The following is a 13,719-nucleotide window of genomic DNA, read 5'->3' on the forward strand; positions in this document are numbered from 1 at the left end:
CCGCTTCAAGCTTGAACTCGTTCGAATAAGAATTTCGCATCGGAACATCCTCTGATATGGGCGCCATCATAGCGCCCGATCAAAGTGTCCAAAATCATTAGGCCAGTTCAGTCTTGCCCGCGATGCAGGCCCCGCGCACTGGCTGACACCCCGCTGACCAAATCGCAGGCAAGCCTGCCCTCCACAGTGCGGAAAATTTTTGAACCGCCTTGTAAAAAAATATTTACAAGAATGCCGTTTTTTCCCCGTCAAATCGGCCATCGCCTGCAGCTGTAACAAAACCTTGCCGAAAATCCCCTCTCGCTGCGCTTTCCGTGAGCGTCAATGGCTTGCTCGCGTCTGCCGGGCGCGGTGATATGTGCGCCATTGCCGTGTGCAAAGCCGGGCCGAAGAGCCTGGGCTGCTAATAAGAACAATCGGAGGCGCCATGCACGCCAGACACACTTCCAGGCTTCACCTCTCCCACAGGACCGGTGCGTTTTGTCAGCAGACATTAACGCAACGTGTTGACCCCTGCCCGACTGCAGGGGTATACAATGCGCCGCGTTTTAACTGTGACCCCAATGCGTACCGCGCAATCTTGCTGACACCAGGCTAATTCGTCCGGGCTGCCGCCCGTATGACCGACCCCGTCCAAGAACCCTCAAGGTCTACCACCTTGTTAATTCCGCTGCGCCACGAGTGCGGTGGGTCCGATTCCGTCACAGATAAAAACAAACAGGTGACTCCGTTCATGAGTGGACAAAACTCGCATTCAGGTGAGCTCAAGCGCGGCCTGAAAAATCGCCACATCCAGTTGATCGCCCTGGGCGGTGCAATTGGCACCGGGCTGTTTCTCGGCTCGGCAGGCGTGCTGAAGTCGGCGGGCCCGTCGATGATTCTTGGTTACGCGATCTGTGGCTTCATCGCGTTCATGATCATGCGTCAACTCGGCGAGATGATCGTCGAGGAACCGGTTGCCGGTTCGTTCAGCCATTTCGCCCACAAATACTGGGGCGGTTTCGCCGGTTTCCTCTCTGGCTGGAACTGCTGGGTACTGTACATCCTGGTGGGCATGTCGGAGCTGACGGCAGTCGGCAAGTATGTCCACTACTGGTGGCCGGAGATCCCGACCTGGGTTTCGGCAGCTGTGTTCTTCGTGATGATCAACGCGATCAACCTGGCCAACGTCAAAGTCTTTGGTGAGGCTGAATTCTGGTTCGCGATCATCAAGGTGCTGGCGATCGTTGGCATGATCGCCCTGGGCAGCTACATGCTGGTCAGTGGCAGTGGTGGTCCGCAAGCTTCGGTCAGCAACCTGTGGGATCACGGTGGTTTCTTCCCGAATGGTGTCAGTGGCCTGGTCATGGCGCTGGCGATCATCATGTTCTCCTTTGGCGGCCTGGAAATGCTCGGCTTCACTGCGGCCGAAGCCGACAAGCCGAAAACCGTGATTCCTAAGGCGATCAACCAGGTCATCTACCGTATCCTGATTTTCTACATCGGCGCCTTGGTCGTACTGTTGTCGCTGACTCCATGGGATAGCTTGCTGACCAGTCTGAACAGCTCTGGTGACGCGTACAGTGGCAGCCCATTCGTGCAGGTGTTCTCCCTGCTCGGTAGCAACACCGCCGCGCATATTCTCAACTTCGTGGTACTGACGGCGGCACTGTCGGTCTACAACAGCGGCACCTACTGCAATGCCCGTATGCTCTACGGTATGGCTGAGCAGGGCGATGCTCCTGCAGGCCTGGCGAAAATCGACAAGCGTGGCGTGCCGGTGCGCTCGATTCTGGCCTCGGCCGGTGTGACCTTGGTTGCTGTGCTGCTCAACTATTTCATCCCGCAGCATGCGCTGGAGTTGCTGATGTCGCTGGTGGTGGCAGCCCTGGTGATCAACTGGGCGATGATCAGCTACTCGCACCTCAAGTTCCGCCAGCACATGGATCGTACCGGTCAGACGTCGCTGTTCAAGGCGCTGTGGTACCCCTATGGCAACTATATCTGCCTGGCTTTCGTGCTCTTCATCCTCGGCATCATGCTGCTGATCCCGGGCATCCAGGTATCGGTTTATGCCATCCCTGTGTGGGTGGTGGTGATGTGGGGTTGCTACGTGCTGAAGAACAAGCGTAGCGCCCAGGCATCCCTTGCCGCTGTGAGCGCCACAGCCAAGTAACATGTTGCGACGCTGTTCGAAAGCCCGGCCTTGTGCCGGGCTTTTGGTTTTTATGGGGTATGCTGAAGGCTGTTCTCTTCAAGCCGGACCCATGCTGATCATATCCAATGCTGTGCATATCCCTGATGACGAAATCGAATTGAGCGCGATCCGTGCCCAAGGTGCTGGTGGGCAAAACGTCAACAAGGTGTCCAGTGCCGTGCACCTGCGTTTCGATACGCAGGCCTCGTCATTGCCGACGTTCTACAAGGAGCGTTTGCTGGCGCTGCGCGATCACCGTATCACCCGCGAGGGCGTGATCATCATCAAGGCTCAGCAGTACCGTACGCAGGAGCAGAACCGCGCCGACGCCTTGGAGCGCCTGCTCGAGTTGATCAAGGCAGCGGTCAAGGTTGAGAAGGTGCGCAGGCCGACGCGCCCAACGCTGGGCTCCAAGACCCGCAGGCTGGAGAGCAAGAGCAAGCGTGGAACGGTAAAGGCTGGGCGAGGCAAGGTGGATTACTGAGGGGCTTGGTGGTGTGAAAACCGCGGGCTGGGTTGCCCCGATACTGGTTTTCACACCCTCTGTGCGCGGTTATTCCTGGTCGGCGCTCGGGAGTTCTTCGCCGTTGGTGTCAGCAGCATTGGCTGGTTCGGCGCTATGAAGAGCAGGTTCCTGCTCGGCGGGGTTCAGGCTTGGGAAGGGAAGATTCGGGATTTCATGCATCTCGTCGTTCCTCGCAAGTGTGAGTGGAAAGGCTGCGCAATACACGCATGGCTTTGCAAAAAGCCTCGGTAGGATACAGGAGTCTGCGTGACAGTATGAGTTTTACTGCCAATCGGCAGCTCATACTTTGGGCGTGGTCGGCGTGGTCGGCGTGGTCGGCGTGGCTGGTGGGTGCTAGTGCGCGGGGTGTTTCGTCAGCGAGGCCGTTCCCTTTTGGAGAACGGCCTGCTTGGGGTTAGCGACAGACGTCGGCAATGGCTGCTGCCAGTGAGTCTAGTCGCGCAGCATCTGCGCCGGCGATGTTCGCCCGGCCCGTGCTGACCAGATAGACGCTGTGTCGTTCACGCAGTTGCGTGACCTGTTCGGCAGACAAGCCCGTGTAGGAGAACATGCCCCGTTGCTGAGCAATGTGGGCAAAACGCTCCCCCAGGCCGTGTGGTGCCAGTGCCTCGACCAGGCCTGTGCGCAGCTGGGCGATGCGCTGGCGCATGGCGTCCACTTCTTCTACCCACAGGTGTTTCAATGCCGGGTCGCCAAGAATCTGCGCAACCACGGCGGCGCCATGGTCGGGTGGCGTTGACCAGAGGTTGCGGGCCAGCAGGGCCAATTGGCTGCGCACGTCCAGCAGCTTCTGGGCGTCGCCACTGCAGACCAGCAGGGCCCCCGTACGTTCCCGGTACAGGCCGAAGTTCTTCGAGCAGGAGCTGGTGATCAGTAGCTCAGGCAGTTCAGCAGCGAACCGCCGTACCATCCAGGCGTCTTCCTCAAGCCCATCGCCAAAGCCTTGGTAGGCGAAGTCGATCAGTGGCAGTAGTTCCCGACGACGAACGACCTCCAGCACGGCCAGCCAGTCCTGTTGTGACAGGTCAAAACCGGTCGGATTGTGGCAGCAGGCGTGCAGCAGTACCACGTCGCCCTTGGGGGCAGACTCCAGTGCCGTCAACATGGCCGGGACGTTCAGGCGGTTGTCTGCGCCCACATAGGGGTAGTGATGAACCGCAAGGCCGGCACTGGCAAAGAGGGTCTCATGGATGGGCCAGGTCGGATCGCTCAGCCAGATGCCGCGGCCCGGCAGGCAGTGCTTGATGAACTCCGCAGACAAGCGCAAAGCACCCGTACCTCCTGGTGTCTGGGTGGCACCGACGCGTTGCGCTGTTAGCAGCGGCGACTCGTCCCCCAGCACCAGTTCACAGATCAGTCGACCGAAAACAGCGTCGCCATGACCTCCGACGTAGCTCTTGCTGGCCTGGTTGTCGAGCAGGCGTTGCTCGGCAACTTTCACCGCAACAGGGACTGGCGTCAGCCCCTGAGCATCCTTGAACACGCCGACGCCAAGGTCGAACTTGTTCGGGTTGCTGTCTTTGGCATAGGCCTCCATCAGCCCCAGGATTGGGTCGCCCGGTACGCGCGCGATGGCGTCGAAGTGCATTACTTGCGACCTTCGGCGGTCTGGGCGACTTCGTCGGTGCGGGCGGCCATGATGAAATCGTTGCGGTGCAGGCCTTTGATCGAGTGGCTCCACCAGGTCACGGTGACTTTGCCCCACTCGGTCAGCAGGCCTGGGTGATGACCTTCGGCTTCGGAGATTGCCCCGACCGCATTGGTGAAGGCCAGTGCGTGGGCGAAGTTCTTGAACAGGAAAACTTTTTCCAGCTGCATGATGCCGTCGCGAACTTCGATGTTCCAATCCGGAATCTGTTTGATCAGTACCGGCAATTCTTCGTCGCTGACCTGTGGGGCATCGGCACGGCAGGCTTCGCAGTGGGCTTGGTTCAAGGCGTTCATAGGTATTTCCGCAAGTGGTTTGTTATGGGTATGAATGGGCAGCTCAGGCGGCTACCTTCGGTGGAAATTTCGGTGCGTGAAGGCCTAGCTGCATAGCAGTCTGGACCATGCCCATGATGTCTTCGTGGGCGAGGTCGAACAGGCGCTTCAGGTCCGGCAGCACAAAGTACAGGGGCTGCAGGATGTCGATACGGTATGGCGTGCGCATGGCTTCGAGCGGGTCGAAGGCCTGGTGCTCAGGTTCGTTGGACAGGCTGTAGACCGTTTCCTTCGGTGAGGAAAGGATGCCGCCGCCATAGATCTTGCGGCCTTGCGGTGTTTCCACCAGGCCAAACTCAATGGTCATCCAGTACAGGCGAGCCAGGTAGACGCGCTGTTCCTTGGTGGCGTTCAAGCCGAGTTTGCCGTAGGTGTGAGTGAATTCGGCGAACCAGGGGTTGGTCAGCAGCGGGCAGTGGCCGAAAATCTCATGGAAAATGTCCGGTTCTTGCAGATAGTCGAGTTCTTCACGGGTGCGAATGAAGGTGGCGACCGGGAAGCGCTTGCTGGCGAGCAGTTCAAAGAAGGTTTGGAAGGGGATCAGCGCAGGCACGCGGGCAACCTGCCACCCCGTGGTTTCGCCCAGTACCTTGTTGATCTCGCCCAGTTGCGGGATGCGGTCATGAGGCAGGCCCAACTGATCAATGCCATCCAGGTACTCTTGGCACGCACGGCCTTCGATGACCTTCAGTTGGCGGGTAATCAGGGTATTCCACACCGCATGTTCTTCCTGCGGGTAGTCAATGAACCCCTGCGCATCGGGCTCGCGAGCCACGTAGTGCGTCTGTTTCATGCTGCTCTCCTGCTGAGGGCCTTTATTGTTATGGGTCAAGCCATGGCCCTAGAGATAGCCTTTCGCAGATGCGTTTGCACCTGGGGCAGGGCGGCGCATCCACTCGAAAGAACAGGTTTTATGTAACGATAACTTTACGATTCTCTGTTGCTTCGGTAATCAAAGGCTCGGATGCCATTGAGATCGGGTTGATTTGTCACGTATTCTTTACAGTAATTCTAGCGCTTGTGTGAATAGTTGCCGAGCGAAGCCTTACTTGTAGGACATTTCATGCGTATCAAAGTGCATTGCCAAAACCGTATTGGCATCCTGCGTGACATCCTCAACCTGCTGGTGGATTACGGTATCAACGTTGCTCGTGGCGAGGTGGGTGGGGAGCATGGCAATGCGATCTACCTGCATTGCCCGAACCTGATCAATCTGCAGTTCCAGGCCTTGCGGCCAAAATTCGAATCGATTGCCGGTGTGTTCGGTGTGAAGCGCGTCGGGCTCATGCCCAGTGAGCGTCGTCACATGGAGCTCAATGCGCTGCTGGGTGCCCTGGATTTCCCGGTGCTGTCCATCGACATGGGCGGCTCGATCGTTGCCGCCAACCGTGCCGCGGCGCAATTGCTGGGGGTGCGGGTCGATGAGGTGCCGGGTATTCCCTTGTCCCGCTATGCCGAGGATTTCGACTTGCCGGAGTTGGTGCGGGCGAACAAGTCACGCATCAATGGCTTGCGGGTCAAGGTCAAAGGCGATGTCTTTTTGGCAGACATCGCGCCCTTGCAGTCTGAGCATGATGACAGTGAAGCGCTGGCTGGCGCGGTACTGACTCTGCACCGTGCCGATCGCATTGGTGAGCGGATCTACAATGTGCGCAAACAGGAGTTGCGAGGCTTCGACAGCATTTTCCAGAGCTCGAAAGTCATGGCTGCCGTGGTGCGTGAGGCGCGCAGGATGGCACCTCTGGATGCGCCCTTGCTGATCGAGGGTGAGACCGGTACAGGCAAAGAACTGCTGGCACGCGCTTGCCATTTGGCCAGTCCGCGCGGGCAGGCGCCGCTTATGGCGCTTAACTGTGCCGGGCTGCCTGAGTCGATGGCTGAGACCGAGTTGTTCGGCTATGGCCCGGGCGCCTTTGAGGGCGCGCGCGCCGAGGGCAAATTGGGGCTGCTGGAGTTGACGGCGGGAGGGACGCTGTTTCTCGATGGTGTTGGCGAGATGAGCCCGCGCTTGCAGGTCAAATTGCTGCGCTTCCTGCAGGATGGCTGTTTCCGTCGTGTGGGCAGTGATGAGGAGGTGTACCTGGATGTGCGGGTCATCTGCGCTACTCAGGTTGACCTGTCCGAGTTGTGCGCACGCGGTGAGTTTCGCCAGGATCTCTATCACCGCCTGAATGTGCTCTCGCTGCATATTCCGCCACTGCGCGAATGCCTCGATGGATTGCCGCCACTGGTCGAGCATTTTCTGGATCAGGCCAGTCGGCAGATTGGTTGTGCGTTACCGAAGTTGGCGCCTGCGGCGATGGAACGCCTGAGTCAGTACCAGTGGCCTGGTAATGTCCGTCAATTGGAGAATGTTTTATTTCAGGCGGTTTCACTGTGTGATGGAGGCATTGTGAAACCTGAACATATTCGCTTGCCGGACTACGGTGCGCGTCAACCCTTGGGTGAGTTTTCCCTGGAGGGCGATCTGGCACAAATAGTGGGGCGTTTTGAAAAAGCGGTATTGGAGCGCTTGTTGGATGAGTATCCAAGCAGTCGTGCCTTGGGAAAACGGCTGGGTGTTTCACATACCACGATTGCCAACAAGTTGCGTGAGCACGCGGTTGGAAAGTCAGGGGCGGGTGGCGCTGAGTAAAGTGTGCCAGCAGTTGCTCGTGTTTCAGGAGGGGCGCAGCGCGCCTCGTTCTTCGGGAAGCGAGGCGCTGCGGTCAGTGGCTCCGGCGATCAGCCGTTGGAGCAACCGTTACCCATTACTCGGTATTCGAGAATGTGTTTTTGGCCCTGCGAGTCTTCATAGGTCATGCGTGCTGGGACGACTTCACACACGTTTGGAATTTCGCTCATGGAAATAACTTTGGCGATGTCCAAGTGTTGCGAGTAACTGTACTGTTCAACCGGAATTTGCTCGGCCGCATTATTTGCAACTTCATCAGCCATGGCGGATGCGCAAACAGTGCCGAGTGCCAATACCAGTAAAGCTTTCATGTTCATTTTACCTGTCTAGGTCGTAAGGGGGCACGTAGCCCTTGTGGAGCTACGTGTGCAACAACAGAGTTAATGCTCAAAAATTAATGCGTGATTAACGGGCCTTCGTGGGGGCTGTAACAAGTTGTTAATCGCGTTGCCGTTGCTGGCGAGGTGAATTTTAGGGCGAGGTCGTGGTGGTAAACAGATGTACTTTTGATAAACACTATTGACGGAAACTGTAACAATCGACTGGTAATCTTGGTCGTTGCCTGCAAATCTAAGTGGTGCACCTCTCTGTAAGGCTTGATTTAGAGCCATTTCTGTCAAATATTGACTGAAAAGACTGCTTTGTTACTACCAATGTCGAATGGTCTGTGCGGCTCTGGTACAGTTACATCGGGGTCATACAAAAACAACTATTACACCGAGGTAACAAAGATGAGTGCGGCTTCCCTGTATCCCGTTCGTCCCGAGGTTGCAGCCACCACGTTGACCGACGAGGCAACCTACAAGGCCATGTACCAACAGTCGGTGATCAACCCGGACGGCTTCTGGCGCGAGCAGGCTCAACGCATCGACTGGATCAGGCCCTTCACCAAGGTCAAGCAGACCTCTTTCGACGATCACCATGTCGATATCAAATGGTTCGCCGACGGCACTCTGAACGTTTCCTACAATTGCCTGGACCGCCACCTGGCGGAGCGCGGAGATCAGGTCGCCATTATCTGGGAAGGTGATGACCCTTCTGAAAGCCGCAACATCACCTACCGCGAGCTGCATGAGCAGGTCTGCAAGTTTGCCAACGCCCTGCGCGGTCAGGATGTTCACCGTGGTGATGTCGTCACTATCTATATGCCCATGATTCCCGAGGCTGTGGTTGCCATGCTGGCGTGTGCCCGCATCGGTGCCATTCATTCGGTCGTATTCGGTGGCTTCTCGCCCGAGGCGTTGGCCGGTCGTATCATTGACTGTAAATCCAAGATCGTAATCACGGCGGATGAGGGGTTGCGTGGTGGGCGTCGTACGCCGCTGAAGGGCAATGTCGACCTGGCACTGACCAACCCCGAAACCAGCAGCGTGCAGAAAATCATCGTCTGCAAGCGCACTGGGGGAGAGATCGCTTGGCACCAGCATCGTGACATCTGGTACGAAGACCTGATGAAGGTTGCCTCCAGCCATTGCGCGCCGAAGGAAATGGGTGCGGAAGAGTCGCTGTTCATTCTCTATACCTCGGGCTCCACTGGTAAGCCAAAGGGTGTCATGCATACCACCGGGGGCTATCTGGTGTATGCCGCGCTGACCCATGAGCGGGTTTTTGACTACCGTCCGGGCGAGGTCTACTGGTGCACTGCTGACGTGGGCTGGATCACCGGCCACAGCTACATCGTTTATGGCCCGCTGGCCAATGGTGCGACCACCTTGCTGTTTGAAGGCGTGCCGAACTATCCGGACATCACGCGTGTGTCGAAGATTATCGACAAGCACAAAGTGAATATTCTTTACACAGCGCCCACGGCAATTCGCGCGATGATGGCTGAGGGGCAGGCCGCAGTTGCTGGCGCCGACGGTTCCAGCTTGCGTCTTCTGGGTTCTGTGGGTGAGCCGATCAACCCCGAAGCCTGGAACTGGTACTACCAGACCGTCGGTAAAGCGCGCTGCCCAATCGTCGATACGTGGTGGCAGACCGAGACCGGTGGCGTGCTGATCAGCCCGCTGCCAGGTGCTACCGCGCTCAAGCCCGGCTCGGCAACGCGTCCGTTCTTCGGTGTGGTGCCTGCGTTGGTGGACAACCTTGGCAACCTGATCGATGGTCCTGCCGAGGGTAACCTGGTGATTCTCGATTCCTGGCCAGGCCAGGCGCGTTCGCTGTTTGGTGATCACGATCGCTTCGTCGACACCTACTTCAAGACGTTCCGGGGTATGTACTTCACGGGTGACGGCGCCCGTCGCGACGAGGACGGCTACTACTGGATCACCGGGCGTGTGGATGACGTGCTCAACGTTTCCGGCCACCGTATGGGGACTGCCGAGATCGAAAGCGCCATGGTTGCCCATCCTAAAGTCGCCGAAGCGGCTGTTGTGGGCGTGCCGCACGACATCAAGGGCCAAGGCATTTATGTCTATGTCACCCTTAATGGAGGGGTGGAGCCTACCGATGCGTTGCGTCAGGAATTGAAAAACTGGGTGCGCAAAGAGATTGGTCCGATCGCTTCGCCGGACGTTATCCAGTGGGCGCCGGGCTTGCCGAAGACGCGTTCGGGCAAGATCATGCGGCGCATCCTGCGCAAGATCGCGACGGCTGAGTACGATGGCCTGGGTGATATCTCGACCCTTGCCGATCCAGGCGTCGTGCAACATCTGATCGATACCCACAAGGCCATGACCGCCGCCTGACGGTTACGGTTTTGCACGAGCCCCGCCCGGCACACGTCAGGCGGGGCTTTCTTGTTTTGGGGTGGTCATAAGCTGTTACTTCGACATTCATCGGTAACCAATTCTGTCACCGGCTCTGCGCAGAAGCGGGGCAAAGAGAAACGTGAGTGCCTGTTTTTGGGGCTTTTCTTTGGGGTGAAACAGTATGTTGTCACGCTGCGCTTGCCGGATTAGAAGGCTTTGCCAATAATGGGCCCGGTTATTGCTTGGTTGATAGGTTATTTGTCTTTCGCTTTTGCATACTATGTGAAGGCTGTCAATATCTCGGGTCGGTGCTTCTGGTGCTTCTGTAACTAGTTGTCGCATTGAAGAAATATCGGCTTCGGGGCTGTCGCTAAAATGCCAATCACTTGCTCGTGTTGCTTCGACTGTCCGTCGAGCACCGCGCGGCTTCTGCGTTGTACCCATTCGCATATTGGGCAGTCGTTCCCCCTGCCTCATATTGCCCTGTACCGATGGAGTTCTCAGATGAAGAAACTCGCACTGCTTGGCGCACTGGCGCTGTCTGTGTTTTCCCTGGCATCGCTGGCTGATGAGAAGCCGTTGAAAATTGGTATCGAGGCCGCCTACCCACCCTTCGCCTCGAAAGCGCCGGACGGCAAAATCGTTGGCTTTGACTACGACATCGGCAACGCCTTGTGCGAAGAGATGAAGGTCAAGTGTGTATGGGTCGAACAGGAGTTCGATGGTCTGATCCCCGCGTTGAAAGTGCGCAAGATCGACGCGATTCTGTCGTCCATGTCGATTACTGAAGATCGCAAGAAGTCGGTTGATTTCAGCGACAAGTACTACCTGACGCCAGCGCGCCTGGTGATGAAGTCGGGTGCTCAGGTCAGTGAAAGCCTGGATGAGTTGAAGGGCAAGAAGATTGGCGTTCAGCGTGGTTCGATTCACGACCGCTTTGCCAAGGAAGTCTTTGCACCGAAAGGCGCAGAAATTGTCCCTTACGGTACCCAGAACGAAATCTACCTGGACGTCGCTGCCGGTCGTCTCGATGGCACCGTGGCCGATGCTACGCTGTTGGAAGACGGTTTCCTGAAGACTGATGCAGGCAAGGGCTTCAGCTTTGTCGGCCCGGCCTTCACGGATGTGAAGTACTTTGGTGACGGCGTTGGTATTGCCGTGCGCAAAGGCGACAAGGCTAATCTGGATCGCATCAATGCGGCCATCGCGGCTATTCGTGCCAATGGCACGTACAAGCAGATCCAGGACAAGTACTTCAACTTCGACATCTACGGTCCTGAGACCGCGAAGTAAATCGTCGAAGTTTCACCTGTGTAATGGTGCAAGCAGCAGAAGCTCTGAGGTTTGCACCATTTTTTCATCCCTAAGGTCGAGGACCTCATCATGTTGAAAGGCTACGGGGCAGTCATACTCGACGGAGCATGGCTGACGCTACAGCTTGCCCTGTCGTCAATGGCCCTGGCCATTGTACTCGGCCTGATTGGCGTGGCATTGCGGCTATCGCCGGTACGCTGGTTGGCGTGGTTGGGTGATCTGTATGCCACGGTGATCCGCGGTATCCCCGATCTGGTGCTGATCCTGTTGATTTTTTACGGTGGCCAGGACCTGCTCAATCGGATCGCGCCACTGCTGGGTTACGACGATTACATTGACCTGAATCCGCTGATCGCGGGTGTCGGTACCTTAGGCTTCATTTTTGGTGCCTACCTCTCGGAAACGTTTCGCGGTGCGTTCATGGCGATTCCCAAGGGGCAGGCTGAGGCCGGCATGGCCTATGGCATGAGCAGTGTGCAGATTTTCTTCCGGGTGATGGTGCCGCAGATGATTCGGCTGGCCATTCCGGGCTTCACCAACAACTGGTTGGTACTGACCAAGGCTACGGCGTTGATTTCCGTAGTCGGTTTGCAGGACATGATGTTCAAGGCCAAGCAGGCGGCCGACGCCACCCGTGAACCCTTCACCTTCTTCCTGGCGGTGGCAGCGCTGTACCTGGTGATTACCAGTGTCTCGCTGTTGGCGCTGCGTCATCTGGAAAAACGCTACTCGGTTGGCGTAAAGGCGGCTGAACTATGATCTTCGACTACAACGTCATTTGGGATGCTTTGCCACTGTACATGAGTGGTTTGCTGACCACGCTCAAGTTGCTTGCCTTGTCGCTGTTTTTTGGTCTGCTGGTGTCTATCCCATTGGGGTTGATGCGGGTCTCGAAGCAGCCTGTGGTCAACCTGCTGGCCTGGCTGTACACCTATGTGATTCGTGGCACGCCGATGCTGGTGCAGCTGTTCCTGATTTACTACGGCTTGGCCCAGTTTGAGGCGGTGCGTGAAAGCTTCCTCTGGCCGTGGCTGTCCAGTGCAACCTTCTGTGCGTGCCTGGCCTTCGCCATCAACACCAGTGCCTACACTGCGGAGATCATTGCAGGCAGCTTGAAGGCTACTCCTCATGGGGAGATCGAGGCGGCCAAGGCTGTTGGTATGTCGCGGGTCAAGATGTACCGGCGGATCCTCCTGCCGTCGGCGCTGCGTCGTGCACTGCCGCAATACAGCAACGAGGTGATCATGATGTTGCAGACCACCAGTCTGGCATCCATTGTCACGTTGATTGATATCACCGGCGCCGCCCGGACCGTCAATGCCCAGTTTTACCTGCCGTTCGAGGCCTATATCACCGCCGGCGTGTTCTACCTGTGCATGACCTTCATCCTGGTCCGCCTGTTCAAGATGGCCGAGCGCCGCTGGCTTGGCTACCTGGCGCCGCGCAAGGGCTGAGGCCTGCGGCATTTTTTTCGCCCCGGGCATTTGCTCATGACAGACCGTTTTTTGAGAACCGACAGCATGTACAAACTCGAAGTCCAAGATCTGCATAAACGTTACGGCAGTCACGAAGTGCTCAAGGGCGTATCGCTTGCTGCCAAGGCAGGCGATGTAATCAGTATCATTGGTTCCAGTGGCTCGGGCAAAAGTACGTTCCTGCGCTGCATCAACCTGCTCGAGCAGCCGCACGCCGGTAAAATCCTGCTGAACAATGAAGAGCTCAAGCTGGTGCCGAACAAGGAGGGTGCGCTAAAGGCCGCCGATCCCAAGCAGCTGCAGCGTATGCGTTCTCGCCTGTCGATGGTGTTTCAGCACTTCAACCTGTGGTCGCACATGACGGCGCTGGAGAACATCATCGAGGCGCCCGTGCATGTATTGGGCATGTCCAAGAAGGATGCGCTGGAGAAGGCAGAGCATTACCTGGCCAAGGTGGGTGTTGCACATCGCAAGGACGCCTATCCTGGGCATATGTCCGGTGGCGAGCAGCAGCGCGTGGCCATTGCCCGTGCGCTGGCGATGGAGCCGGAGGTGATGCTGTTCGACGAGCCTACCTCGGCGCTTGACCCGGAGCTGGTGGGTGATGTGTTGAAGGTGATGCAGTCGTTGGCTCAGGAAGGCCGGACCATGGTCGTGGTGACGCATGAAATGGGCTTTGCCCGTGAGGTGTCCAATCAGTTGGTGTTCCTGCACAAGGGGTTGGTGGAAGAATGTGGCAATCCGCGTGAAGTGCTGGTCAATCCGCAATCCGAGCGTTTGCAGCAGTTCCTGGCAGGTAGCCTGAAATAATCTGCCATTGAGGCTCGGCAAGGCTGCCGCTTTGCACCAAAACAGGTCATGCTGCGTGTCGGTTGCAGTTT

At 57.3% G+C, this 13,719-nt stretch carries 13 protein-coding genes; 8 read left to right on the top strand and 5 right to left on the bottom strand.

The window, feature by feature from the left end; all coding sequences use genetic code 11:
* The first annotated feature begins 733 nt into the window (after nt 1-733).
* Nucleotides 734-2,155: an amino acid permease gene (locus EKA13_RS18215; protein WP_065760729.1), complete on the top strand. Its 1,422-nt coding sequence runs from the start codon at nt 734-736 to the stop codon at nt 2,153-2,155.
* 91 nt (nt 2,156-2,246) lie between these two features.
* Entirely contained in the window at nt 2,247-2,660 is a 414-nt protein-coding gene (gene arfB, locus EKA13_RS18220; protein WP_065760730.1) for an alternative ribosome rescue aminoacyl-tRNA hydrolase ArfB, read from the top strand.
* Nucleotides 2,661-2,729: 69 nt separating this feature from the next.
* Here arfB and EKA13_RS28640 read toward each other — a convergent pair whose 3' ends face one another.
* From EKA13_RS28640 to phhA, 4 genes are all read right to left on the bottom strand, one after another.
* A complete protein-coding gene (locus EKA13_RS28640; RefSeq protein WP_281182078.1) occupies nt 2,730-2,861 on the bottom strand; it encodes a hypothetical protein in 132 nt (43 codons plus the stop codon).
* 235 nt (nt 2,862-3,096) lie between these two features.
* Nucleotides 3,097-4,290 (bottom strand): amino acid aminotransferase, encoded by a 1,194-nt coding sequence (locus EKA13_RS18225; RefSeq protein ID WP_065760731.1) that lies wholly within the window; start codon nt 4,288-4,290, stop codon nt 3,097-3,099.
* The gene (locus EKA13_RS18230; protein ID WP_065760732.1) at nt 4,290-4,646 is read right to left on the bottom strand and encodes a 4a-hydroxytetrahydrobiopterin dehydratase; all 357 of its coding nucleotides are present in this window, start codon (nt 4,644-4,646) and stop codon (nt 4,290-4,292) included. Before EKA13_RS18230 ends, EKA13_RS18225 begins: the two co-directional genes overlap by 1 nt.
* Nucleotides 4,647-4,689: 43 nt before the next feature.
* Nucleotides 4,690-5,478, bottom strand: a complete 789-nt coding sequence (gene phhA / locus EKA13_RS18235; RefSeq protein ID WP_065760733.1) for a phenylalanine 4-monooxygenase — start codon at nt 5,476-5,478, stop codon at nt 4,690-4,692.
* A 270-nt stretch (nt 5,479-5,748) separates the two neighbouring features.
* Here phhA and EKA13_RS18240 point away from each other — a divergent pair, with 270 nt between their 5' ends.
* On the top strand, nt 5,749-7,320 hold the full coding sequence (locus tag EKA13_RS18240) for a sigma-54-dependent transcriptional regulator (protein ID WP_065760734.1): 1,572 nt from the start codon (nt 5,749-5,751) through the stop codon (nt 7,318-7,320).
* Nucleotides 7,321-7,409: 89 nt separating this feature from the next.
* On the opposite strand, the gene EKA13_RS18245 is transcribed toward EKA13_RS18240, so the two are convergent.
* Nucleotides 7,410-7,670, bottom strand: a complete 261-nt coding sequence (locus tag EKA13_RS18245) for a DUF2790 domain-containing protein (RefSeq protein WP_065760735.1) — start codon at nt 7,668-7,670, stop codon at nt 7,410-7,412.
* Nucleotides 7,671-8,090: 420 nt separating this feature from the next.
* Here EKA13_RS18245 and acs point away from each other — a divergent pair, with 420 nt between their 5' ends.
* From acs to EKA13_RS18270, 5 genes are all read left to right on the top strand, one after another.
* Nucleotides 8,091-10,046: an acetate--CoA ligase gene (gene acs / locus EKA13_RS18250; RefSeq protein ID WP_065760736.1), complete on the top strand. Its 1,956-nt coding sequence runs from the start codon at nt 8,091-8,093 to the stop codon at nt 10,044-10,046.
* 507 nt (nt 10,047-10,553) lie between these two features.
* Nucleotides 10,554-11,342, top strand: a complete 789-nt coding sequence (locus EKA13_RS18255; RefSeq protein WP_065760737.1) for an ABC transporter substrate-binding protein — start codon at nt 10,554-10,556, stop codon at nt 11,340-11,342.
* A gap of 90 nt (nt 11,343-11,432) precedes the next feature.
* Nucleotides 11,433-12,122, top strand: a complete 690-nt coding sequence (locus EKA13_RS18260; RefSeq protein ID WP_065760738.1) for an ABC transporter permease — start codon at nt 11,433-11,435, stop codon at nt 12,120-12,122.
* Nucleotides 12,119-12,817, top strand: a complete 699-nt coding sequence (locus EKA13_RS18265) for an ABC transporter permease (RefSeq protein WP_065760739.1) — start codon at nt 12,119-12,121, stop codon at nt 12,815-12,817. The genes EKA13_RS18260 and EKA13_RS18265 overlap by 4 nt, the downstream gene beginning before the upstream one ends.
* Before the next feature lie 66 nt (nt 12,818-12,883).
* Nucleotides 12,884-13,648 carry an ABC transporter ATP-binding protein gene (locus EKA13_RS18270; RefSeq protein ID WP_065760740.1) on the top strand — a complete coding sequence of 255 codons (765 nt, stop codon included), beginning with the start codon at nt 12,884-12,886 and terminating at the stop codon, nt 13,646-13,648.
* Nucleotides 13,649-13,719 lie beyond the last annotated feature (71 nt).

This window comes from Pseudomonas defluvii (assembly GCF_001695625.1).
Classification (GTDB): Bacteria; Pseudomonadota; Gammaproteobacteria; order Pseudomonadales; family Pseudomonadaceae; genus Aquipseudomonas; species Aquipseudomonas defluvii.

What these genes read in the sequence shown, in the direction of transcription:
- EKA13_RS18225 (WP_065760731.1), bottom strand. Translation starts at nt 4,290, where the DNA reads ATGCACTTCGACGCCATCGCGCGCGTACCGGGCGACCCAATCCTGGGG.
- EKA13_RS18270 (WP_065760740.1), top strand. Translation starts at nt 12,884, where the DNA reads ATGTACAAACTCGAAGTCCAAGATCTGCATAAACGTTACGGCAGTCAC.
- EKA13_RS18245 (WP_065760735.1), bottom strand. Translation starts at nt 7,670, where the DNA reads ATGAAAGCTTTACTGGTATTGGCACTCGGCACTGTTTGCGCATCCGCC.
- EKA13_RS18265 (WP_065760739.1), top strand. Translation starts at nt 12,119, where the DNA reads ATGATCTTCGACTACAACGTCATTTGGGATGCTTTGCCACTGTACATG.
- phhA (WP_065760733.1), bottom strand. Translation starts at nt 5,478, where the DNA reads ATGAAACAGACGCACTACGTGGCTCGCGAGCCCGATGCGCAGGGGTTC.
- EKA13_RS18260 (WP_065760738.1), top strand. Translation starts at nt 11,433, where the DNA reads ATGTTGAAAGGCTACGGGGCAGTCATACTCGACGGAGCATGGCTGACG.
- EKA13_RS18240 (WP_065760734.1), top strand. Translation starts at nt 5,749, where the DNA reads ATGCGTATCAAAGTGCATTGCCAAAACCGTATTGGCATCCTGCGTGAC.
- EKA13_RS18255 (WP_065760737.1), top strand. Translation starts at nt 10,554, where the DNA reads ATGAAGAAACTCGCACTGCTTGGCGCACTGGCGCTGTCTGTGTTTTCC.
- EKA13_RS18230 (WP_065760732.1), bottom strand. Translation starts at nt 4,646, where the DNA reads ATGAACGCCTTGAACCAAGCCCACTGCGAAGCCTGCCGTGCCGATGCC.
- EKA13_RS28640 (WP_281182078.1), bottom strand. Translation starts at nt 2,861, where the DNA reads ATGCATGAAATCCCGAATCTTCCCTTCCCAAGCCTGAACCCCGCCGAG.
- arfB (WP_065760730.1), top strand. Translation starts at nt 2,247, where the DNA reads ATGCTGATCATATCCAATGCTGTGCATATCCCTGATGACGAAATCGAA.
- EKA13_RS18215 (WP_065760729.1), top strand. Translation starts at nt 734, where the DNA reads ATGAGTGGACAAAACTCGCATTCAGGTGAGCTCAAGCGCGGCCTGAAA.
- acs (WP_065760736.1), top strand. Translation starts at nt 8,091, where the DNA reads ATGAGTGCGGCTTCCCTGTATCCCGTTCGTCCCGAGGTTGCAGCCACC.